Origin of the sequence: Sodalis sp. dw_96, assembly GCF_018449575.1 — a bacterium.
GTDB lineage: Bacteria > Pseudomonadota > Gammaproteobacteria > Enterobacterales > Enterobacteriaceae > Acerihabitans.
Window position 1 is genome coordinate 143,862 of record NZ_JAAVUT010000011.1, and the last position, 21,697, is coordinate 165,558.

A 21,697-nucleotide genomic window follows, 5' to 3' on the forward strand; every position below is an offset into this window, starting at 1 on the left:
CACAGCATGAGCGACTTCCCTAACACCTTCTCTACTTTAACGCTGCCATAATGTCTTACTGGCGATATCCGCGCCGGCTCGTAGTGCCCTGAACTTCTCTCTGACGATGGTGGGGTGCACCTCGGTTTTATAGGTGGCCTGAGAAGAAAAACCACAATCAGCCCCGGCAAGCACATTTTCTCTGCCGACGCGCTCAGCAAAACGAATCAAGCGTTCCGCGATTAGCTCCGGGTGTTCCACGGTATTACTGGCGTGGCAGATTACCCCAGGGATCAGGCGTTTTCCCTCCGGCAACTTTACCTGTTCCCATATATGGTATTCATGCTCATGACGAACATTCCCGGCTTCAAAAGAGTAATCCGATACATTCAGGTCAAGCATATAGCGTACAAATTCGATAAATGGCACATCATGGATACGCGGGCCTTCGTTAATGCTGTAGCAGGTATGGTAGCGTATTTTCTCCTGGGGAATTCCCCGCAGGGCATGGTTTAGAATTGTGACATAATCGGTGGCTTTTTGGCGGATCTGAACGTTGGTGAGATGCCGGTCGGCAAAGAGGTCGGGTAAAAAAGGGTCATCAATCTGCAGCGTAAAGCCGGCGTCGATAATGGCGGTATATTCCACTCGCAACGCTTCGGCAATGGCTGACAGGTAGTCTTCGTCTTTTTCATAAAAAGCATTGCCGCCGACGCCGGTCGGCGCCACGGAAGGAATAAACGCCGAATGCGCGGAGGTTATTTTCAACGCGTCCGCCAAATTGGCGAGGTCGCGCTTAAGTTGCGCGACGCCATGATAGGACACCGGCCCGGTACAGACTACCGGAACGAAAGGCACCAGATTTCCTCCCAGCATGGCTGTGCCGAAATACTCTTTGTAATACTCTGGGAAGGCTTCCACCTCCGCTTCAAACGCTGGATAACCCTCTCCCGGACGAGGCTCGAAACCGGAGATGCGATCGCGGACATAGGCGAAAAAACCCACTTTGGACATTTCACCGTCGGTGACAATATCAATACCGTCGGCCAATTGCTGCCGCACTGACTCGATGACCGATTCATGGATACAGGCGTCAAGTTCCGCCTGATTGCCGGCGCCTTCAATATTGGCTTTCATGAGATCCAGTAATCGGGTCGGGCGCGGCAGGCTGCCGACATGGGTGGTTAAAATGCGAGATTCTTGTTGCGACACGTACAGACTCCCTAAAGCTGATTTTTGTTTTTTTGAGTAGGTGAAACCACAATGCGGGGTTATTTTATGACAGGAGGGTTGGCTTGTCGATTTGAATGGGGAGGAAGCCGTAGGGTTTCCGGTTTACCGGGAGCGTCAGCAGTTGAAGCATGGGGAATTGAGACCGCCCCCTGGGTTAACAGGCGTCTTTGCAAAATGCGGCAGGTCAGAAGGGCAATAGACAGCATGGTCACAATGGCGATAATCATCCCATCCCAGCTGAAACGGGCGAATATAAAGCCGTTTAAATAGCCGATGGCGGCACCGCCCAGGTAATAAAAGAACAGATAAAAAGACGTCGCCTGCCCCTTATTGAATTGTGCATTTTTACTGACCCAGGCTAAGGCGACGGAGTGGCTGGTAAAAAATGAAACGGCAAAAAGTATCACACCGCCGATAAACACGACGATGTTCTCCGTCAGCAGGGTAATGACGATGCCCGCCAGCATAAGCGACAGGAGCAGCGTCAGCACATTCATGGCCCCATGTTTCAGCGTCGCCCGGCCCGCGGCGGGGCCGCTGAAAAAGGTCAGTGAAAAACTGACGGGAATAAGTCCAATCCAGGCATAAGATAAATGAAAGGGCGCATTGTGTAAGTAAAAAGCGATAAAATTAAACACCGAGGTAAATGAACCGAATATCATAAACCCGACGATAAACATCATAGAGATGGTTTTATTCCTAAAATGCGCAATACCCCCATGTAGCAAAAGTGCCAGATTCAGGCTGGGGGTAGGCACGAAATTTTTTGATGACGGCAGGAAAAACAGAACCAACAACGCCATCATCAGTAAAATCACGCCAAAGATTATAAATATGGCGCCCACCGGGATATGGTCCATCAATTGGCTGGCAATCACCCGCCCGGACATACTGCCGAGGGAATTGCCGAAAATAAAATAACCGGTAATAATCCCTGCCATGGCGGGCAGGATTTCTTCGCTGATATAAACGGTGACCGCCGCGGTGATGCCGCTGACGGTGAGCCCCAATAATCCGCACAGCATCAGTAACACCGGCCAAGTGGATGCCAGGGAGCAACTTAAGGTCAGCAGGCTGCCGGCCAGTAATGAACAGACAATAACCCGCTTGCGGCCAAAGCGATCGGATAGGCTGCCGCTGAACAGCAGCGCCAGCGCCAGACAGCCGATTTCCACCGACAGCAGCAATCCAACCTGATTCAAGGGGATGCCGTAGACCTCCGACAGTTTGGGCAACATGGCCTGCACTGAATACAAGGAAGCCAGTTCCGCCAGGCCGGCCAGGGATAACGAGATGATAATGGGCAAAAAAGTTAGCAGACTGATTTTCTTCGGGTCATTGTTCATATCGGATGACTCTCCTTGCTCACCTGTTTTTTTGGATTGTTATAATGTTTTGTTTGCCAAACATAAAATGGCGTTTGCCAAATCACTGTCTAAATACTCTTTTTACTGCCTTATGTATAAAAGCAGTAAAATCTATTATCGTTACTAAAAGCCGCTTCCACGAGTCAATAAGATAATGTCATCACAGCGTTGATTGAGGAACACCTTTTACGTGATGGCAAACATCACGGAATGTGCATATTAAAATGTTTTTTATTTCCAAAGAATACGAAATGTAATTTCTGTGAACACGAATAGTGTTTACCCTGCCGGCTAATAACCGCAAATAAGGTGTTATTATCGCTATAAGGTTTTTTTCCAATATGACCACACCACCAGCTGCGGTGACGGGAGTTAAAATGAGCGGGCCTAAAACTTTATATGAGAAATTAGTTGCATCTCATACTGTCCGAACCCTGGATGATAAAGGCAATGTACTGCTTTACATCGATCGATCGATTTTAAATGAGTACACCAGCCCCCAGGCGTTCAGCGGATTGCGTGAAGCGGGGCGAGGCGTTTGGAATGCGGGCACGCTGTTGCTCAATGTAGACCATGTCAATCCGACGCGCCCGGTGCGAACTCCGGCGATGACGGATGCGGGGGGGGAACTGCAGGTCAATTATTTCCGCGATAACAGCACGTATTTCGACATAGAGCTGTTTGACGTCATGGATAAACGCCAGGGCATCGAGCATGTGGTGGCGCCGGAACAGGGGTGGGTGCTGCCGGGCATGGTGATTGCCGCCGGGGACAGCCATACCAGCACCTACGGCGCTTTTGGCGCGCTCGGTTTCGGTATCGGCACGTCGGAAATTGAACATCTGATGGCAACCCAAACCCTGGTTTATAAAAAGCTGAAAACCATGCGGGTGAACGTTATCGGTTCGCCGATAGACGCCATGACCGCCAAAGACATCATCATGCTGTTGATTGAACGATTGGGGGCGGACGGGGCAACCGGTTATGCCATCGAATTTACCGGCGAGGTCTACAGCGCCCTGAGCGTGGAAGGGCGCATGACGATGTGCAATATGGCCGTGGAAGCGGGGGGGCGCGGTGCTTTCAGCGCACCGGACGAGAAGGTGTACGCCTATATTGAATCCGCTCCCCGCTCCCCCAAAAATGCGCTTTGGCAACAGGCCGTGGCCCAATGGCGAAAGCTGAAAAGCGACCGCGATGCGGTGTTCGATAAAGAGATCTCCCTTGATTGCACCGACGTCGAACCGCGCATCACCTGGGGAATAAGCCCGGACCAGGCGGGCGGCGTCAGCGGCAGCGTACCGGATCCGGACAGTATCACAGAGGATCAAAAACGCCGTGATGTTGAATTTGCGCTGGACTATATGGGGCTCAAACCCGGCATGTCCTTTGAAGACATCCCCATTTCCCACGCCTTTATCGGCTCCTGTACCAACGGGCGCATAGAAGATTTACGCGCCGCCGCCCGGGTGGTACAGGGACGTAAAGTCTCGCCCAAGGTCCGCGCCATGATTGTGCCGGGGTCGACCCAGGTACGGGACAAAGCCGAGCATGAAGGGCTGGCGCAGATTTTTATCGACGCGGGCTTCGAATGGCGTCAGTCGGGCTGCTCAATGTGTCTGGCCATGAACGAGGATGTGCTGAAACCGGGAGATCGCTGCGCGTCCAGCACCAACCGTAACTTTGCCGGACGGCAGGGCGCCGGGTCGAGAACCCATCTTATGAGCCCGGCGATGGTGGCCGCCGCCGCTATCGCCGGCCATATCGTCGATGTTCGTCGATTTGTTCAAGAGGCATAACAAAATGGAACCTTTTACGCATGTTAAGGGTATCGTCGCGCCGATGCTGGCCGCAAATATTGATACCGATGTCATTATGCCTAAACAGTTTCTCAAAGGCATCGATCGCCGGGGGCTGGATAAGGGCACCTTTTTTGACCAGCGTTTTCTTGCCGACGGATCGGAAAATCCGGCGTTTATCCTCAACAAGCCTGCCTGGCGACCGGCGGTTTTTCTGGTGACCGGACCGAATTTCGGCTGCGGCTCAAGCCGGGAGCATGCAGTATGGGGATTAAAACAGCTTGGGATCCGCGCACTGATTGGCAGCAGTTTCGCCGGTATTTTTAACGACAATTGCCAACGTAACGGCGTGCTGACCATTACGCTGGATAAAAATTCCCTGCAGCGGATTGAGCAGGCGGCGACCGATAACGGCGATCACCGGATATCGGTGGATCTGGAGCAGCAGCAGATCCTGGCCGGGGACGCCGCCGTGCCGTTCGAGATCGACGATCTCAAAAAACAGATGCTGGTGGCGGGTTTAGATGCGATTGATTATACCCTTAAGTTTAAAGAGGATATTAGGCGTTTCGAACAGCGTCATTTCACGGCTAATCCCTGGCTGAAGCTTTAGCCTGGCACGGCGACCAAGACAGAAAAACGAGCAATTTAATGAGGCTGGAAATGAAACTGGCGAGCTATATCCGTAATAAACAGCGCAGTTATGGTTTATGGACTGAGCAGGGTATCATCGATTTGGGTGATAAGTTGGGTAATAAATATGACTCGATAAAAGCGCTGCTTGAACAAAACGCCCTGTCTGAAGCCTATGGATTTATCAATGCGGCACCCGATACCTCTCCTGACGACGTGCAATTTTTGCCGGTGATCGATAATCCGAATAAAATTATCTGCGCCGGCATGAATTATGCTGAAAAAAGGATTGAATTCAATGAGCTGAACCCAGAACCGACGCTGTTTGTCCGTTTCCCGGATTCGCAAACCGGACATCGTTGTCCGGTTATCAAACCGGCCGGTTCCAGCGAGTTTGATTACGAGGGTGAACTGGCGGTCATCATCGGCAGATCCTGTTTCCATGTGGCCGTTTCGACGGCGCTGGACTATGTGGCAGGCTACAGCTGCTATATGGACGGGTCGGCCCGCGACTGGCAGCACACCTGGTACACGGCGGGCAAGAACTGGCCGGCCACCGGCGCTTTCGGCCCTTATATGGTCACGGTGGCCGATATCGGCGATCCGCAATCCCTGTCGATTAAAACCTGGCTTAACGGCCGGTTGATGCAAAATGATAATACCCGCAATATGATCCACGACGTGGCCCATTTAATCAGTTATATCAGCACCTTTACGCCCCTCTCCTCTGGAGACGTCATTATTACCGGTTCGCCGGGAGGGGTGGGTAAAAAACGAATCCCGCCGGTGTATTTACAGCCGGGAGATTGTATCGAGGTGGAAATAGAACGGATCGGCCGTTTAACCAATATGATTTATGAAGAACAAACGGTTCCCGCGCAGCCGGAGTTGGACTCCTCCACCCTTTGCCCGCCTTCCGTGTGATCAAGAGGAATTATTATGACCTTAGGGACTGAAATAATTGGACCGTCCCCCTTTATTGCCGGCTTTACCCTCAGCGATATTGAATTAAGCAACGGTATCCGGTTGCGCGTCGCCATCGGGGGGAAAGGGGCGCCGTTGTTATTACTGCACGGACATCCGCAAACTCATGCCACCTGGCGCAAAGTGGCGCCGGAATTAGCTAAACGTTTTACCGTGATTGCCCCCGATTTACGGGGGTATGGCGATAGCGGCAAGCCGGAAAGCGATGCGCAGCACCGTCCTTATTCAAAACGGGAAATGGCCCGAGATATGAAGCTGTTAATGGACGGGTTGGGGTACAGCCATTTTGCGGTAGTGGGCCACGATCGCGGGGGGCGGGTGGCGCATCGCCTGGCGCTGGATTATCAGCAGTCGGTGACAAGGGCGGTATTTATCGATATCGCTCCCACCGCCACCATGTATGCCCGGACGGATAAAACCTTCGCCACCCGCTATTTCTGGTGGTTCTTTTTGATTCAACCCGCGCCGTTGCCCGAAAAACTGATTTCCGCCGATCCGGCCTTCTTTTTAGAAAAGCATATCAGCGGGCAGTTGAAAACGCCGGGTGCCACCGAACCCGAAATCTTTAATGAATATTTGCGCTGTTACGCCAACCCGCAAACCCTGCATGCCATTTGTGAGGATTACCGCGCGGCCGCCACCATCGATTTGGCGGATGACGAAGCGGACCGGGCGGAACGCATTATTGCGCCGGTGCTGGCCTTGTGGGGGGCAAAAGGCACCGTCGGCCAGCTGTATGATGTGGTGGAAACCTGGCGGGAAAAGGCGCTTGACGTACGGGGAAATGCGCTGCCGTGCGGTCACAGTCCCCAGGAGGAGATTCCCCGCCGAACCCTGGATGAGCTGCTTGATTTCCTGGCATAAACCAGGAGGGCGCGGAACGGTGCGGTTTGCCTTTGCCAGGGAGGCATGGCATGCTGATTCAGCTGATGTCCCTACTTTGCATACTGTTAGCCGCGGAATAATATTGCATGAAGCCAAAGGATACATTGCCGCACGCCTGGCCATTGGTTGACGATTTGCAGGTTTTTTTAACCGTCGTGAGCAAACAAAGCTTTGCCGCGGCGGCGGCGGAGCTGGGTCTGTCTCCGGCCTATGTCAGCAAACGAATTAATCTATTGGAAAAGGGATTGGGAGTAAGGCTTTTTTTCCGCACCACCCGTCATACCTCTTTGACTCCCGACGGTGAAAAAGCCCGCGACGGAGCCAAAGGCGTGCTGGATACCATGAGCGAATTCATTTCGGGTCTGTCCGATTCTCATGAGCATATCCAGGGCCATCTGAATATCAGCTGTTCCTTTGGTTTTGGCGAACAACATATGGCGGCGGCGCTGGCGGAATTTTCCCGCCGGTTCCCGCAAATAACCTGCAAATTGACGCTTTCCGATCGGGTAATGGATTTGATAGGCGAAGGGATTGATATTGAAATCCGCATCGGAAATGACATTAAAGAACTGTATATCGCCAAAAAACTGGCTGATAACGCCCGTATCCTCTGTGCTTCACCCGCCTATCTCGCCCAACACGGCATACCGGCGAAAATTGAGGAGTTGGCCAGGCACGCTTGCCTGGTTATTCAGGAAAGGAACAGCCCGTTTGGCGTTTGGCGCCTGACCAAAGCAGATGAAACCAGCCAGGTGCGCGTAAAAGGCCCCTTATCCTCTAACAGCGGCGTAGCGGTATTAAACTGGGCGCTGGCCGGCCACGGCATTATCTGTCGTTCGCGCTGGGATGTGCAAAAATATATCGATGGGGGACAATTGATCCATTTGCTGCCGGAGTATGCGCAAAGCGCTGATATCTGGGCGGTGTACACCGTCAAGCCCTCCACCTCCACCCGGCTGAAGCTGTGCGTGGATTTTTTAGCGGACTATTTTCAGTCAAATCCTCCCTGCCGGTCGCGGGACTGAGGGTGTTTCCCGCCGCCTCGGGCGGTTCAAGCCACCATCGAAAAAACGCCTTTCAGCCAGGCATTTCACTCTTTTTTTCAATTGAATTGAAACCGTCATTAACTAAAATCTGGCGTTCTTGTCATAAGAAAAAATTATCGCAATGAATCTGAATTACACAATTGTAATTAAATTAAATCTATTATTAATGTGTAATTTGATCGGAATCAATGAAAAAAGCGGTAAGTCATTTCTTGGCAACGTTGCTATCGCGCTAGCTTATGATGAGTTTTATTTGATTTATTTAATTGTAATAAATTATTAAACGTTACATCTGGAAATAATAAAATAATGCTTTTTAATTAGTTAATAATTGCCATGTTCATAGTCTATGCTGTCATATAATTCATACAAACATATGCACTATAAGTCTTGATTTGAGTTATGAGTATACCCTAAATAATTCGAGTTGCAGGAAAGCCAACGCACCAGCAAATTGACGTATGACGGGGATATAGCCTTAACGTTAAACAAAGGATTGGTCCGGTGAAAATCAAAACATCCTATGGTCTGAGCTGGCTGCCGCTGGTGATTATTTTGGTGGTTGGCCTGGTGCTGTGGAGGCTTGCCCCGCCCACGGGACTCAGTATTCATGCCTGGCATTCAGCGGTAATTTTCGTCGCCACCATCATCGCCATTGTTGCTAACGTCTTGCCCATTGGCGCCATAGGTATTATCAGCATCACGGTTTTCGCGCTGACCTATGCCGCCGGGGACAAGACCGCCGACGGCGCCATTGTCACCGCGCTCAGCGAACTGAACAGCTCGCTGATTTGGCTTATCGTCGTGGCCTTCATGATTGCGCGCGGTTTTATCAAAACCGGCCTCGGGCGACGGCTGGCGCTGATGCTGATCCGGCTGCTGGGAAAACGGACCCTTGGCCTGGCCTATGGCCTGGCGTTCGCCGATTTGCTATTGGCGCCGGCGATGCCCAGCAATACCGCGCGCTGTGGAGGGGTAATTTACCCTATCGCTGATTCACTGGCGCGCAGTTTTGATTCCCATCCCGATAATGACTCTCGCAGTAAAATTGGTACCTTTCTGATCGTCTGTATCGGCAACGTCAATGATATTACCTCCGCGCTGTTTATGACCGCCTATACCGGCAATCTGCTGGCGGTAAAGCTGGCGGCCGACGCCGGCATCCACCTCACCTGGTTCGGCTGGTTTCTCGCCGCGCTGCTTCCCTGCGTGGTGTCGCTTATCGTGGTGCCGCCCTGCGTTTATTTCCTGGTGCGCCCGGAGATAAAAAAGACCCCGGACGCGCCTAAGTTCGCCGACGCCGAACTGACAAAAATGGGCCCGCTGAGCACAGCGGAATGGCTGATGGTGGTCACGGTATTGCTGCTGCTGGTGCTGTGGATTTTTGGCTCATTCCTGGGCGTCGATCCCACCACCGCGTCGTTTGTCGGCCTGTCGTTCTTGTTGCTGACCGGGGTATTGACCTGGGAAGATATCAAAAGCGAAAAGGGCGCCTGGGACACCCTGGTATGGTTTGCCGCATTGCTGATGATGGCCAACAAACTGAAGGATTTGGGTTTCACCACCTGGTTCGGCAATGCAATCGGTTCGAATATCGGCCATTTGATGGCCGGCACCCATTGGATATGGGTGCTGCTTCTGCTCAATGCAGCCTATATGTATACCCATTACTTTTTCGCCAGCGGCAACGCGCAAATCGCCGCGCTGTATGCGGTGTTCCTGGCGGTGGGCATAGAATTGGGCATTCCGGCGGTGCCGATGGCCTTTATGCTGGCTTTTACCAGCAGCCTGTACTGCTCGCTAACCCAATACACCCACGCGCGCGGGCCAATCCTGTTCGGCGCCGGATACGTGCCCACCAACGTCTGGTGGCGAACCGGATTTGTCATCAGCCTGATTAACCAGGTTATTTTCATGGCGGTGGGACTGGCCTGGTGGCGGGTGTTAGGGCTGTATTGAGCTGGGTGGTCTAACGGTCGCTACGCTTGGCCAACATCTGCCCGTCGCGGAAAATTGATCCGTAGGGCCCATGTCAACCTCAGCCAAACAGCCCGACGAACGGCAACATCACCGAGGCATCGGCGCTGATATGGCGGTACAGCAGCCAGGTGCGGTTTTTCAGCGGCTGTCCGTCGATGGTGACGGGAATGCGATAAAGCCGGTCATCAAAGGCCAGATAGCTGGATACGATGGCGTAACCCAAACCGTGCGCCACCATCGCCTGACACACTTCCAGCTTGTCCACGGTCATCGCCACCCGGGGCGGGGTTGAGTAATTGGCATTCCACCAGCGCTCGATCAGTTGGGATATATGCGGGCCATGGCTGATGCGAATCTGCGGCAGCTGGGGCAGCCGCGCCAGATCCAGCGGCTGGTGACTGATCAGGTAATAGTCGTCCTCTTCTATCAGCTGCTTGCCCTCCCGCCAGCCGAAATGGTCTTTCACTATCGCCAGATGGATGGCCTCCCGCTGGAGCTGCTGGAATATTTCCTCGCTGTAGCCGCTGATCAGATTGATGCTGATGTCCGGATAACGCTGGCTGAACAGCGCCAGCTTGTCCGGAAGACGATAGGCGGCGTAATTGCTGGATACGCCTATCCTGAGTTCCCCCTGCTGCGGTTTGTCCAGATTGTGCAGTGTCTGTTTAAGCTGCTGGAAATCGCTGAGCATGCTTTCCGCGCGCTGCGCCAGATAGCGCCCCTGGGCGGTGAACGTTTGGCCGCGCTCATTCTCTTTGAACAACCGGATGCCGAGTTTGCGTTCGATTTGCCGCAGACGGTAGCTGAGCGCCGGCTGAGAGGTGTAGAGCTGTTCCGCCGCGCGGGTGATGTTTTTGTGCAGCCATACCGTATGCACAATCAACCAGTCTTTTTCGTCCATTGCCGCGCCTAACCTGCTGATAATTGTCTATCATAAAATAATTTTATGGCTTAGCAAGCAAGCGATAAAAAAACTTGATTTTCAATAATACCAAAAAAGTTTTATATGTTACTAACCTATTAATTTTTATATGATTGGCTGCACTGATTTTGGGAGAACGGTATGACGTCTTGCACCATAACCGAACAGAAGGATAAAATTATTTTCGCCGCAGAGGCGTTGCGCGCGCCGATGGGGCAGTTGGCCCTTAGCCTTCACGCCCGGCCGGAGCTCAGTTTCGGCGAGCATCGTTCGGCGGCGGCGCTGATGGCGCCGTTGCGCGACGCTGGATTTTCTGTGACGACGGGCGTGGCCGGGCTGCCGACCGCCTTTCGCGCCACCTGGGATAGCGGCAAACCCGGTCCGCGCATCGCTTTGCTGGCGGAGTACGACGCGTTGCCGGAGTTGGGGCACGCCTGCGGGCACAACCTGATCGGCACCGCGTCGGTGGCGGCCGCGCTGGCGTTGCGACAGGCATATCCTGACATGCCCGGTCGGCTGGAAGTGATCGGCACGCCGGCGGAAGAAGAGGGGGGTGGTAAAATCATCATGGCCGATCGCGGCGAGTTCACCGATGTGGACGCGGCGATGATGTTTCATCCGCGGGAAAAAAACATGGTGACGCGGGGAGCGCTGGCCTGCGTGGACGCGGTGTTCAAATTTTACGGCAAGGCATCCCACGCCGCTTCCGCGCCGCAGTTGGGCATCAGCGCGCTGGATGCGGTAATCCATACGTTTGTCGGCGTTAACGCGCTGCGTCAGTTCTTCACCGACGACGTGCGGGTGCATGGCATTATCACCCACGGCGGCAGCGCCACCAATATCGTGCCCGCCTACGCCGAAGCCAAATTCCTGATGCGCGCCGCCACGGTCAAGGGATTACAAACCGTGCGCCGGAAGGTGTTCGCCGCCGCGCAGGCCGCCGCCGACATGAGCGGGGCGCGGCTGGAGATCGAAGAGGGATTGACCTATGCCGAGCGTAACACCAACCGGACGCTGGCGGCGGGTTTCAGCCGTAATCTGGCGCTGCTGGGGCTGGAGGTGAGCGAGCCGCCGCAAAGCGGCGGGGTGGGTTCGTCGGATATCGGCAACGTCAGCCAGTTGACCGCCATCATCCACCCTTATCTGCGCATTGGCGACGTCACGCCGCACACGCCGGAATTCGCCGCCGCCGCTGCCGCGCCCGCCGGCCTCGACGCTATGTTGAACGCGGCGAAAGCGCTGGCGATGACGGCCTACGATCTGTGCGTCGATCCGGCGTTTTTCCAGGCGATGCGCAATGAATTCACTGAATGGCAATCCACAACCGGGAAACAACAATGAAGATTCTGCTGAAAACTACCGTGGCGGCTGCCGTGGTGCTGGCTTTTTGTCAATCCACCGCCTCGGCGGATACGCTGCGTGTTGCCGCCGACCTGAGCTATCCCCCGTTCCAGTACCGCGACAGCCAGGGCAAACCCGCCGGCTTTGAGATCGATGTCACCGATGCCATTTGCGCCGCCATTCAGGCGCAATGCCAATATGTCGCCGGCAGTTTTGACTCGGAAATTCCGGCGCTGCTGGCCAAAAAGGTGGACTTTATCTCTCCTCAGGGCGCCACCGAGAAACGGCGCAAGTCCATCGATTTCAGCGATTTCGTTTACCATATTCCCACCCAACTGGTGGCACGCAAGGGCAGCGGTCTGCTGCCGGACGCGGCGAAATTGCAGGGGAAACACATCGGCGTGCAGCAGGGCACTATTCAGGAAATATACGCCAATCAATATTGGGCGCCCCATGGCGTTGACGTGGTCCCTTACGCCGATCAGGACACGGTCTATCAAGACCTGACCGCCGGACGGCTGGACGGCGCGCTCAGTCCGGCGGTGGCGGTGACCTTCGGTTTCCTGGTCAAGCCGGAAGGCAAGGATTTTGCACTGGCGGGGGCGGAGGTGCGCGACGACAAGATATTCAGCACCGGCTCGGCCTACGGATTGCGCAAAGGGGATGAAGCGCTGAAACAGCGGTTGAATCAGGGGCTGGCGAAAATCATGGCCGACGGCAGCTGGGATAAGATCAAACAGCGTTATTTCGGCGATATCGATATGAAAGTGCATCAGCCGGCAGACATCAAGTGATCCCGGACATACCCTTGCTGCAGGCGCTTATGGTCGAACTGCTGGACGAATTCCAGCATTTGCGCCGCCTTTCCGGTGCGCCGGACGCCGAGCGCGGCATCGACGTGCTGATAGGCCTGCTGGCGAACCACGGGCTGACGGCGCGGCGCGAACGTTGCCGGTTATGGCTGAGCGACCCGCTGGACGGCGGTTTGTCGCTGCCGGCTCACGGCGACTGGCGCTGCGGGGCAAAAACCCGATCCTTTTCCGCTGATTGTCCGCATGGGGTGACGGCGGAGCTGTACCATGATGTCCGTTCGCTGGCGTTCCTCCCTGATGACCAACAGCCCGCCTGGGAGGCTGCGGTGAAAGGCAAAATTGTGGTGGCCGATCAGGGATTTGAGGACTACGTGCAGAGGCTGATGCACGCCGGCGCCGCGGGGCTGATTCATATCTGGGGATCGGAGGAAGAGGCGCTGCATGAAGAAACGGTTGGTCCGGTATGGGGTACGCCGGTGCCGGATGACGCGGCCAGCTATCCGACGCTGCCGGTGATAAGCATCAATAAGCGCAGCGGCGGCGAATTGTTGGCGCTGCTGTCGCAGGGGCCGCTGTCCGCCCGGGTTACCACGCGTTTAAAGCAACACGTGGCTGAATGCAGTCTGCCGGTGGTGGACATCGGCGGCGAGCTGGATGAGTTCGTATTGCTGTCGTCCCATTACGACTCCTGGCACGAAGGGGTAACCGACAACGCCACCGGCAACGCACTGTGCCTGGCGATGGCGGTGCATTTCGCCCGGCATCGGGATGCGCTGAAGCGCGGCCTGCGCATCGCCTGGTGGCCGGGTCACTCCAATGCCCGCTACGGCGGCTCCACCTGGTATGCCGACCAAAACCGTTTTGAGCTGCAACAGCGCTGCGCCGCCCATATTAATGTGGACTCTCCCGGCTGTAAGGGCGCCGCACAGGTGGTAATCAATGCCAGCGGCGCGGAAAATCTCCAGTTCCTCAACCACGCGGTGAGCGCTGTCACGGGAGGTCCGGCCCGGCGCATCACGCCTTCTGGAAAAGGGGGCGATCACTCTTTCTGGGGCTGCGGCATTCCGCTGCATTTCGCCCTCCGGGAGGAGCCGGAACTCCGTGCCTCGCTCTCCCCCGGCAGCGGCGGCGGCTGGTGGTGGCATACCGAGAACGACAGCCGGGACAAGGTGGACGACGCTATCCAGTGGCGAGACTGTGAAATTCACCTCCACTGGCTGGGGAAACTGCTGACCCTAAGCGAGTTGCCGTTTGACGCGCCCGGCTACCTCATCCGATTGCAAGAGGATTTGGCGCAGTTGCAGCGGGATCTGGATCCTGGTTTTGATCTGGCTCTCATCGCCCATCAGCTTACGGCGCTGCAAGCCGGCTTCCGGCAAGCCACGCCGGATCAGCGCATAACCCGCCAACTGCTTGGGCTGTTGCACCGGGCGCGCTATATCTCCACCGACGATTTCCATCAGGACAAGAGCTACCACGGCGGCGCTTTTCCCGGACTGCAACTGTTGCGCCATTACCGCCGGGAGCATTGCCGCCCGCAAACCTGGCTGATGCTGGAAACCCAGTACCGCCGCCAGCACGATCGGATCCTCAGCCTCTTGCTACAGGGTGTGGCGTTGCTGAACCCATGACGGCCGGCGCCGCGCCTCTCAGCCACCGCATAACGCCTGTTAAGCGTTGTTCTGCGATAAATCAGTCAGGTCCGCACTGCACATATATTCAATAAACGCGCCGAGCGAATCGGACCGTGAATTGCGCCGCCAGACGAAATGTATTTCGCTAGGTTCAAGGTCGTCGAGTTTATGCATTTGAATACCCTGATGATGCGCGTCTAGCCGTTTTGCGATGCTGCCAGGGAAGCGAGCCATGCCCAAGCGGCGGCAACACATTGCCATACCGTAGGGTTTGTATCGGAAAGAGAGACGGAAATGTTATGTAAATAGGCAAATAATGTGACGAGATTAACATAAATATAGGCATATGCTCTAAATTAACCCTGTTTTAAGCAATAATAATGTGCAAAATAACAGTGTATTCTGTCTGGTAATGAACCATTCTTTAACAATAATGATGATTATGAAACTTTGAGCCTGGCTCAACGGTGTCTGTATCAAATTTAAGGGAATATATACTCATTGCACATTGATGGTTTTTATAGGGTGATTATTATGGTTGCTATTAAGCTAAAATATGATAAAGGTTATCTGGCAGGCGAAGTTCCTGACAAGAATTTTTTAGGCTATATCAAAGTAGATAATTCTGATTTTTTACAAAAAAGTTATCAAACTACCGAACAGGATTTAATAGAGAACTCCCTTAATGAACCTATAGGTTCTCAGCAATTAGAACAGCTGGCCGCCGGAAAAAAAGATATTGTGATTATCAGTTCAGACCATACTCGTCCGGTACCGTCTAAGCTGATAATGCCAATAATTTTAGCAAGAATTCGCAGTATTAATCCTGATGCACGCATTACGATACTGGTGGCAACTGGCACGCACCGTGCATCAACCCAAGAAGAACTGATTGATAAATATGGACATGAAATATTTGATAAGGAAAAAATCATTGTTCATGACTCCCGTGATAATGAAAGTCTGGTGGATATCGGGGTGTTACCCTCCGGCGCCAGTTGTATCATTAATAAACTGGCTGCCGAATGCGATCTGTTGATTGCTGAAGGGTTTATCGAGCCGCACTTTTTTGCCGGTTTTTCTGGTGGCCGTAAAGCTGTATTCCCCGGTATTGCCGCTTACACCTCGGTTGTCGGTAATCATAATGGCCAGTTTATTGATTCACAAAAAGCCAGGACCGGTAATCTGAAAGGTAATCCAATCCATCTGGATATGATTCACGGCGCCAAGCTGGCAAACCTGCAGTTTATAATCAACGTAGTGCTTGATCATGACAAACGTATCATCGGCTGTTTCTCTGGCGATCCGATTATAGCCCATGAAACAGGATGTTTATTTGTAAAAAAGACCATGAGCGCGAGTAAAATTGAAAGCGATATTACGATCACCTGTAACGGTGGTTATCCACTCGATCAGAACATTTATCAGGCTGTAAAAGGCATGACCGCCGCTGAAGCGACTAACAAACAAGGCGGGGTCATTATTATGGTGGCCGGTGCGCGTGACGGTCACGGTGGGACCGGTTTTTTTAATACCTTTAAAAATACCAAAAAAGTTCAAGATATCATTGATGAAGCTATTAAAAAACCTGCTAACGAGACAGCCCCTGACCAATGGCAATCACAAATATTAGCCAGAGTAATGGTAGAACATCATGTTATTTTTGTCTCAGACTTAATTGATTCAGAGATAATCCATGATATGAAACTTGATTATTGCCCTGACCTGCAAAGTGCGATCGCCAAGTCATTTGACCTCATGGGCCAAGATGCTACTGTTTCGGTTATACCGGACGGCGTCTCCGTTATTATTGAATAAATTCACAAATAACAGATAAAATCGAATGGGGTAATATAATCCATATTATTCCATTTTGATAATAATATCACTATTATAAAATATTCATATGCAATAAACTTTAGGTGTATTATGAAAATATTAAAAGCAGTTGAAAAAGTGCCTGGTGGACTAATGGTTGTACCTATGCTGTTAGGGATGTTAACTAACACGCTCTACCCTGAAATACTCAATATTGGTCAGTTTACCACGGCGCTATTCAAAAATGGAGCCTTCCCCATCTTATCCTTGTTTATTTTCTTTGCCGGCTCACAAATAAAACTTAATGAAGCCCGTTTGCCCCTAGCAAAAGGCGTTGTTCTGTCATGTATTAAATTGGTATTTGGTGGCGCATTAGGTTTAATCGTAGCATTTTTGTATGGACATATCGGTATCCTGGGATTGACCCCCTTGGCAATCGTGGCCGCGATGAGTAATGCCAATGCGGGCGTGTATGCCGCCTTGTCTGATGCCTATGGCGATGACAGCGACCGGGGTGCCGTATCCGTTGTTTCATTAAACGAAGGTCCTTTTTTCGCCCTGATTATTTTTGGCGTCACTGGCATTTCAGTGATTCCGATATCAACTTTTATTGGTGTGTTAATTCCACTGCTGCTGGGTTTTATCTTGAGTAATTTAGATCCTGATTTAAGGGCGTTTTTCAGACCTGGACAAAAATTGGTTATTCCCTTCTTTGCATTCCCCTTGGGCGCTGCACTGAAGTTTCAAACTATCTTTTCCGCGGGCTTGTCAGGGATCCTGCTTGGCGTGCTTACCATGCTGATTACCGGGATCGCGGGCTACTTTATCATGAACTGGATATTTGGGCGCAAGGGTAAAAGAACCTTATCAGGGGCATTTATCGGGACCACCGCCGGCAATGCGGTAGCGACTCCGGCGGCATTGGCATTGATCGATCCGGCATGGCAACCCTATGAAAAAATCGCTACCGCGCAGGTTGCCGCATCCGTGGTCATAACAGCCTTATGTATGCCGATGTTGGTCGCCTACCTGGAAAAGCTCAACAAAAGAAAACAGGCAAAACAGGAAGAACAGGATATCAATATTTGACAGGTCATATAATATCCATTAGATTTTAAGAGGTTATCAAGAATATTTATTTTTTAGTCGTTGCCCTAGCATATTAGAGAGAATATTAAATGCATATTCATTTGGATTTTGTCGGGGGCATGGCCGGCGATATGTTTTGTGCTGCAATGCTTGATGCCTTTCCGGATTTATACCCATCACTACAAGCCTTCTTGAAGACTTTGCCGCTTTATGCTGATTACAATATAGCATTTGAACCCGCCACTCAAAAACAAATTACGGGTAAAAGGTTTTTAGTTATAAAAAAAGGAACTGTGGTTGATGATAACAATCATGTGCTTTTTACGCCGATAAAAACTTCCGCGAAATCACTTGCCGCCCCGGAGGGGGAGCATTCTCGCCATGAGCACTATGCCTGGCATGAAATTGAAAATAAAATCAATAAAATAACGGATAGTAAGATCAAACTGGGCGTTAGTGAGATTTATCGTTTATTAGTAACAGCAGAAAGTGAAATTCATGGTGTGGCAGTGGATAACCTTCATTTACATGAAGTGGGGGCGGATGACGCATTAATCGATATTATCGGCGCGGTCTACTTGATTGTTCATAGCCAGGCCACTTCTTGGTCATTTTCTGCCTTGCCCTGGGGTAATGGCACAATAAAATGCGCTCACGGCGAACTGCCGGTTCCTGCACCGGCCACAGTGAAGTTATTGAAAAATTTCACCTGGCATCATGATGACGAAATAGGTGAACGGGTTACCCCTACAGGGGCGGCAATCCTTACCTGGCTGATGGCTCATTGGAGCGGTAAGCTCAGCGGTAATTTGGTTAATGATGGTTATGGCTGTGGTAAAAGACAGTTTAAAAATAAGCCCAATATCATTCGTGTGTGTGTATTTGACAGTCCTATTACTGTCCAGAATGCATTAATGGATAACAAGGTTCAGGATGAGGTTTTTGTCATTCAGTTTGATATTGATGATATGACACCAGAATTTATTGCCATCGCCCAAAACACGTTAAGGAATGTCTCGGGAGTCATTGATTTATCCAGTTATGCCTTAACAGGTAAAAAGGGACGTTTGATGATCAGAAATGAAATGTTATGTAAGCCTAACCAGCTTAACGATATTTGCCAGCAGATTTTCTTGAAAACCACCACGCTTGGCGTTCGTTATTGGCTAACAACCAGAACCAAACTGGAGCGTCATCCTGTATCTGTTGAATACCGACAGCAAACGTGGCCTGTCAAAATCGCGCTCAGACCGGATCATACGCTGACGGCCAAATTGGAATCAGATTCCGTCAGTACCATGAATGGCAGCTTTAAACAGACCACTGAGTTAAAATATCAAATTGAACAGCTCGCTATCATTGATCAGCAAAAGAAAGGTATTGATTTATGAGCAATGATTTAATAAAGATCAAAATTGACCTGTTAACCGACTGGTTCAAAACGCAAGAGCAATGCACGATTGCCACCAGCGGTGGCATCGACAGTATGTTACTGGCTTATCTTGCCAGCGACACGCTTGGCTCCGATGCTCTGATCGCTCACTCCGCCTCGGCGTCGGTGCCTTCTGCAGACGCGAGTCGGGTTAACGACTATGCCCGGAAATACCGGTGGAATTTAAAAATAATTGAAAGCAACGAGATAAATAATCTCGACTATAAAAAAAATCCCGTAAATCGCTGTTATTACTGTAAAAGTTGTTTGTTTGACAAATTAACCAAGTTGGATTTTGGCCGTATCGTTACCGGAACTAATTCTGACGATTTGGGTGATTACCGTCCGGGGCTTATTGCTGCCCGTGAAAATAATGTCCTGCAACCCTATGTTGAATTACAGATCAATAAATCGATGATCCGCCAAATGGCCAGCTCTCTTCTGCTGGACGATTTGAAGGATATTCCCGCTTCGCCGTGCCTATCCAGCCGGATTGAAACAGGGATTGAAATTAAGCCAAATTATCTGCATCTGGTTGATCAGGTTGAAATTTTTGTTAAACGTGCGCTTAAAACCGATGTGGTGCGTTTTCGTATACGCCACCACCGGAATGAAATAGAACTAAGCCAGGCCGCGTCTCTCTCTCTGGATGACGAACAAAAATCTTCTTTGCTCAAAGAAGTTAAAAAAATGATTACTCCCTTATTGGCGGCTAATCCAATTGAGATTACCACTTATAGACAAGGAAGCGCCTTTATAGGTGTTAAAAATATCGAGATTTAACCCATGATAAAATCCAAAATAATTATGGATTTTGACCGTTACCGGCGCTGTGGCATAGAAGAAGCCGTAATGTGCGAATTTAAAAGTATCGGACAAATTAATGAGATTTTATTGCAGGCCGGCCAACAACAGCGTCGTTTGTTGTTGACCCGTCTAAGAGCAGAAAAGTTTAATGCCTTGATGCCGGAACTTCAGCCACAGCTCCAGTTTTATCAAGAGTGTGATTGTGCTTTGCTGGGCGCGTTGGAACTGCCGACAACCGCGGCAACGATAGCGATTGTTTCCGGCGGTTCATCTGATGCCAACGTTTGCCATGAAGCCAGGCTAACCCTTAATTATCATGGTATAAACTGCGATCTGTTTCAAGATGTGGGGGTTGCGGCGTTATGGCGCTTACAACAAATATTACCCGAGCTGCAGAATTATGATCTGCTTATTGCAGTGGCCGGCATGGAAGCAGCGCTGCCGACCGTATTGGCAGGACTGACCGATGCGCCAATCATCGCTATTCCCACTTCAGTGGGCTATGGGGTTGCCGCCGGAGGCAATGTGGCATTATTGTCCTGTCTGGCCAGCTGCGCCGGAGGCGTGATGACAATGAATATCGACAATGGCTATGGCGCCGCCTGTGCAGCAATCAAAATTTATAGAAAAATCAATAAGCATTCAACATGAGTGAGGAAAGACCATGAATAGCACTGTAGCACTGCATGCCGATCCGCTGGTTTGGGGCCACGGACCTAAGGTTTTCGAGGTTTTCCTTGAACCCACCTGTCCTTTTTCGGTGCGTGCGTTTAATAAGTTTGATGATTTGCTGGCTAAAGCGGGAGAAGATCGGATGACGCTGAAAATCCGACTTCAATCCCAGCCATGGCATATGTATTCCGGCGTTATCGTTCGTTATATCCTGGCCGCTTCCACGCTGCCGGCCGGCAAAGCCGATGCTAAGGCGGTGCTGAAGGCCGTGGCGGATCACCGGGAAGAGTTCGAATTCACCGATCATTGCGCCGGCCCCAATATGGACGCCACGCCCAATGATATTCTGGCCCGTTTGAAGCGCTACAGCGGGGTGGACGCCTATGCGCCCTTTGCCCGGCCCGAGCTGCAGGCCGAGGTCAAATGGCACTGCAAATATGCCCGCTAAAATGGGATTCACGTCTCGCCCACGTTTATGATAAACGGACTTGTGCAACCGGATATCGGCAGCGGCGACGATATCAGCGAATGGGCAAAACGGATCCTGGCGTAATGCCAACCTGACATAGAACAAGAAAGCCCGCCGCGATGTCAAACGCGGGCTATGCCAAATAGACATGCGATTTTTATCACCCATCGCACCCCCCACTGTGCTCCAACTCTCTGAATTCCCGCCAAAACCAGCTGATGGTGAGTCCGATTTTTGCGGCCGCATGGTAATGTTCCCCAACCAGATACCTGCGGGGCTGCTTCCAGCAAGCCAGAGGTTTAAATTCACATTCACATGAATACCGGAATTCATCTTCAGCTTTCTCGTCTATGCCGGTGCATATCTTTTTTTGTCCCGTTATAATCCGAATTATAGGTTTGCACCTATATAGCATTTCACCTATAATGAAAGGGAGTTCTTGTGTGGAACATGAATACCACGGACAGGTTTGACCGCTGGTTGAGCAGGTTAAACGATATCGACCGGGCCAGTGTACTCGCGGCGCTTATAGTACTGCGGGAAAAAGGTCCCATGTTGTGCAGACCCTATGCCGACACGGTCAAAGGTTCCCGCTACTGCAACATGAAAGAGTTGCGAATTCAGAGCCGGGGCGATCCGCTACGGGCATTTTTCATCTTTGATCCGCATCGTACCGGCATTTTGCTTTGCGCGGGCAGCAAGGTCGGTGATGAAAAGCGCTTTTACCATGAGATGATCCCGGTTGCAGACGGTGAATTCACGGACTATCTGAATAATGAAGAGAATGAGGAGTAA

18 protein-coding genes and 1 pseudogene are annotated in these 21,697 nt (G+C 51.6%); 16 read left to right on the forward strand and 3 right to left on the reverse strand.

The window, feature by feature from the left end; genetic code table 11:
* Positions 1 to 36 precede the first annotated feature (36 nt).
* Both HB631_RS17145 and HB631_RS17150 read right to left on the reverse strand, forming a co-directional pair.
* Positions 37 to 1,191 (reverse strand): cobalamin-independent methionine synthase II family protein, encoded by a 1,155-nt coding sequence (locus HB631_RS17145; protein WP_213992388.1) that lies wholly within the window; start codon positions 1,189 to 1,191, stop codon positions 37 to 39.
* 59 nt (positions 1,192 to 1,250) lie between these two features.
* Positions 1,251 to 2,558, reverse strand: coding sequence for an MFS transporter (locus HB631_RS17150; protein ID WP_213992389.1), 1,308 nt, complete (start codon positions 2,556 to 2,558; stop codon positions 1,251 to 1,253).
* A gap of 398 nt (positions 2,559 to 2,956) precedes the next feature.
* Between HB631_RS17150 and leuC the strand changes: the two genes are divergently transcribed.
* The 6 genes from leuC to HB631_RS17180 all read left to right on the forward strand — a co-directional run bounded on the left by leuC (position 2,957) and on the right by HB631_RS17180 (position 9,885).
* Positions 2,957 to 4,378, forward strand: coding sequence for a 3-isopropylmalate dehydratase large subunit (gene leuC / locus HB631_RS17155; protein ID WP_213992390.1), 1,422 nt, complete (start codon positions 2,957 to 2,959; stop codon positions 4,376 to 4,378).
* Positions 4,379 to 4,382: 4 nt separating this feature from the next.
* A complete protein-coding gene (gene leuD, locus HB631_RS17160) occupies positions 4,383 to 4,991 on the forward strand; it encodes a 3-isopropylmalate dehydratase small subunit (RefSeq protein WP_213992391.1) in 609 nt (202 codons plus the stop codon).
* A 50-nt stretch (positions 4,992 to 5,041) separates the two neighbouring features.
* On the forward strand, positions 5,042 to 5,935 hold the full coding sequence (locus HB631_RS17165; RefSeq protein WP_213992392.1) for a fumarylacetoacetate hydrolase family protein: 894 nt from the start codon (positions 5,042 to 5,044) through the stop codon (positions 5,933 to 5,935).
* Positions 5,936 to 5,950: 15 nt separating this feature from the next.
* Complete coding sequence (locus HB631_RS17170) at positions 5,951 to 6,859, forward strand: alpha/beta hydrolase (protein WP_213992393.1); 909 nt, start codon at positions 5,951 to 5,953, stop codon at positions 6,857 to 6,859.
* A 107-nt stretch (positions 6,860 to 6,966) separates the two neighbouring features.
* A complete protein-coding gene (locus HB631_RS17175; protein WP_213992394.1) occupies positions 6,967 to 7,905 on the forward strand; it encodes a LysR family transcriptional regulator in 939 nt (312 codons plus the stop codon).
* A gap of 525 nt (positions 7,906 to 8,430) precedes the next feature.
* Positions 8,431 to 9,885, forward strand: coding sequence for a DASS family sodium-coupled anion symporter (locus HB631_RS17180; protein WP_213992395.1), 1,455 nt, complete (start codon positions 8,431 to 8,433; stop codon positions 9,883 to 9,885).
* A 79-nt stretch (positions 9,886 to 9,964) separates the two neighbouring features.
* On the opposite strand, the gene HB631_RS17185 is transcribed toward HB631_RS17180, so the two are convergent.
* Positions 9,965 to 10,807, reverse strand: a complete 843-nt coding sequence (locus HB631_RS17185) for a LysR family transcriptional regulator (protein ID WP_213992396.1) — start codon at positions 10,805 to 10,807, stop codon at positions 9,965 to 9,967.
* Positions 10,808 to 10,969: 162 nt separating this feature from the next.
* Here HB631_RS17185 and HB631_RS17190 point away from each other — a divergent pair, with 162 nt between their 5' ends.
* The 10 genes and pseudogenes from HB631_RS17190 (at position 10,970) to HB631_RS17235 (ending at position 21,697) form a co-directional block, all read left to right on the forward strand.
* Positions 10,970 to 12,169, forward strand: a complete 1,200-nt coding sequence (locus HB631_RS17190) for a M20 family metallopeptidase (protein ID WP_213992397.1) — start codon at positions 10,970 to 10,972, stop codon at positions 12,167 to 12,169.
* Positions 12,166 to 12,963, forward strand: a complete 798-nt coding sequence (locus HB631_RS17195; protein ID WP_213992398.1) for a transporter substrate-binding domain-containing protein — start codon at positions 12,166 to 12,168, stop codon at positions 12,961 to 12,963. The genes HB631_RS17190 and HB631_RS17195 overlap by 4 nt, the downstream gene beginning before the upstream one ends.
* Positions 12,964 to 12,977: 14 nt before the next feature.
* Positions 12,978 to 14,612 (forward strand): M28 family peptidase, encoded by a 1,635-nt coding sequence (locus HB631_RS17200; protein ID WP_255557068.1) that lies wholly within the window; start codon positions 12,978 to 12,980, stop codon positions 14,610 to 14,612.
* A gap of 537 nt (positions 14,613 to 15,149) precedes the next feature.
* The gene (gene larA, locus HB631_RS17205; protein ID WP_213992399.1) at positions 15,150 to 16,433 is read left to right on the forward strand and encodes a nickel-dependent lactate racemase; all 1,284 of its coding nucleotides are present in this window, start codon (positions 15,150 to 15,152) and stop codon (positions 16,431 to 16,433) included.
* 111 nt (positions 16,434 to 16,544) lie between these two features.
* Positions 16,545 to 17,522, forward strand: a complete 978-nt coding sequence (locus HB631_RS17210) for a 2-keto-3-deoxygluconate permease (RefSeq protein ID WP_213992400.1) — start codon at positions 16,545 to 16,547, stop codon at positions 17,520 to 17,522.
* Between the two features lie 89 nt (positions 17,523 to 17,611).
* Positions 17,612 to 18,913, forward strand: coding sequence for a LarC family nickel insertion protein (locus HB631_RS17215; RefSeq protein WP_213992401.1), 1,302 nt, complete (start codon positions 17,612 to 17,614; stop codon positions 18,911 to 18,913).
* Positions 18,910 to 19,737 (forward strand): hypothetical protein, encoded by an 828-nt coding sequence (locus tag HB631_RS17220; protein ID WP_213992402.1) that lies wholly within the window; start codon positions 18,910 to 18,912, stop codon positions 19,735 to 19,737. The genes HB631_RS17215 and HB631_RS17220 overlap by 4 nt, the downstream gene beginning before the upstream one ends.
* Before the next feature lie 3 nt (positions 19,738 to 19,740).
* A complete protein-coding gene (larB, locus tag HB631_RS17225) occupies positions 19,741 to 20,412 on the forward strand; it encodes a nickel pincer cofactor biosynthesis protein LarB (protein ID WP_213992403.1) in 672 nt (223 codons plus the stop codon).
* A gap of 13 nt (positions 20,413 to 20,425) precedes the next feature.
* Positions 20,426 to 20,986, forward strand: a pseudogene (locus tag HB631_RS17230) (thioredoxin).
* A gap of 357 nt (positions 20,987 to 21,343) precedes the next feature.
* The gene (locus HB631_RS17235) at positions 21,344 to 21,697 is read left to right on the forward strand and encodes a type II toxin-antitoxin system RelE/ParE family toxin (protein WP_213992404.1); all 354 of its coding nucleotides are present in this window, start codon (positions 21,344 to 21,346) and stop codon (positions 21,695 to 21,697) included.

Coding starts and splice junctions, on each gene's coding strand:
- larA (WP_213992399.1), top strand. CDS start 15,150: ATGGTTGCTATTAAGCTAAAATATGATAAAGGTTATCTGGCAGGCGAA.
- HB631_RS17165 (WP_213992392.1), top strand. CDS start 5,042: ATGAAACTGGCGAGCTATATCCGTAATAAACAGCGCAGTTATGGTTTA.
- HB631_RS17195 (WP_213992398.1), top strand. CDS start 12,166: ATGAAGATTCTGCTGAAAACTACCGTGGCGGCTGCCGTGGTGCTGGCT.
- HB631_RS17215 (WP_213992401.1), top strand. CDS start 17,612: ATGCATATTCATTTGGATTTTGTCGGGGGCATGGCCGGCGATATGTTT.
- leuC (WP_213992390.1), top strand. CDS start 2,957: ATGAGCGGGCCTAAAACTTTATATGAGAAATTAGTTGCATCTCATACT.
- HB631_RS17175 (WP_213992394.1), top strand. CDS start 6,967: ATGAAGCCAAAGGATACATTGCCGCACGCCTGGCCATTGGTTGACGAT.
- HB631_RS17185 (WP_213992396.1), bottom strand. CDS start 10,807: ATGGACGAAAAAGACTGGTTGATTGTGCATACGGTATGGCTGCACAAA.
- HB631_RS17170 (WP_213992393.1), top strand. CDS start 5,951: ATGACCTTAGGGACTGAAATAATTGGACCGTCCCCCTTTATTGCCGGC.
- larB (WP_213992403.1), top strand. CDS start 19,741: ATGATAAAATCCAAAATAATTATGGATTTTGACCGTTACCGGCGCTGT.
- HB631_RS17150 (WP_213992389.1), bottom strand. CDS start 2,558: ATGAACAATGACCCGAAGAAAATCAGTCTGCTAACTTTTTTGCCCATT.
- leuD (WP_213992391.1), top strand. CDS start 4,383: ATGGAACCTTTTACGCATGTTAAGGGTATCGTCGCGCCGATGCTGGCC.
- HB631_RS17190 (WP_213992397.1), top strand. CDS start 10,970: ATGACGTCTTGCACCATAACCGAACAGAAGGATAAAATTATTTTCGCC.
- HB631_RS17220 (WP_213992402.1), top strand. CDS start 18,910: ATGAGCAATGATTTAATAAAGATCAAAATTGACCTGTTAACCGACTGG.
- HB631_RS17210 (WP_213992400.1), top strand. CDS start 16,545: ATGAAAATATTAAAAGCAGTTGAAAAAGTGCCTGGTGGACTAATGGTT.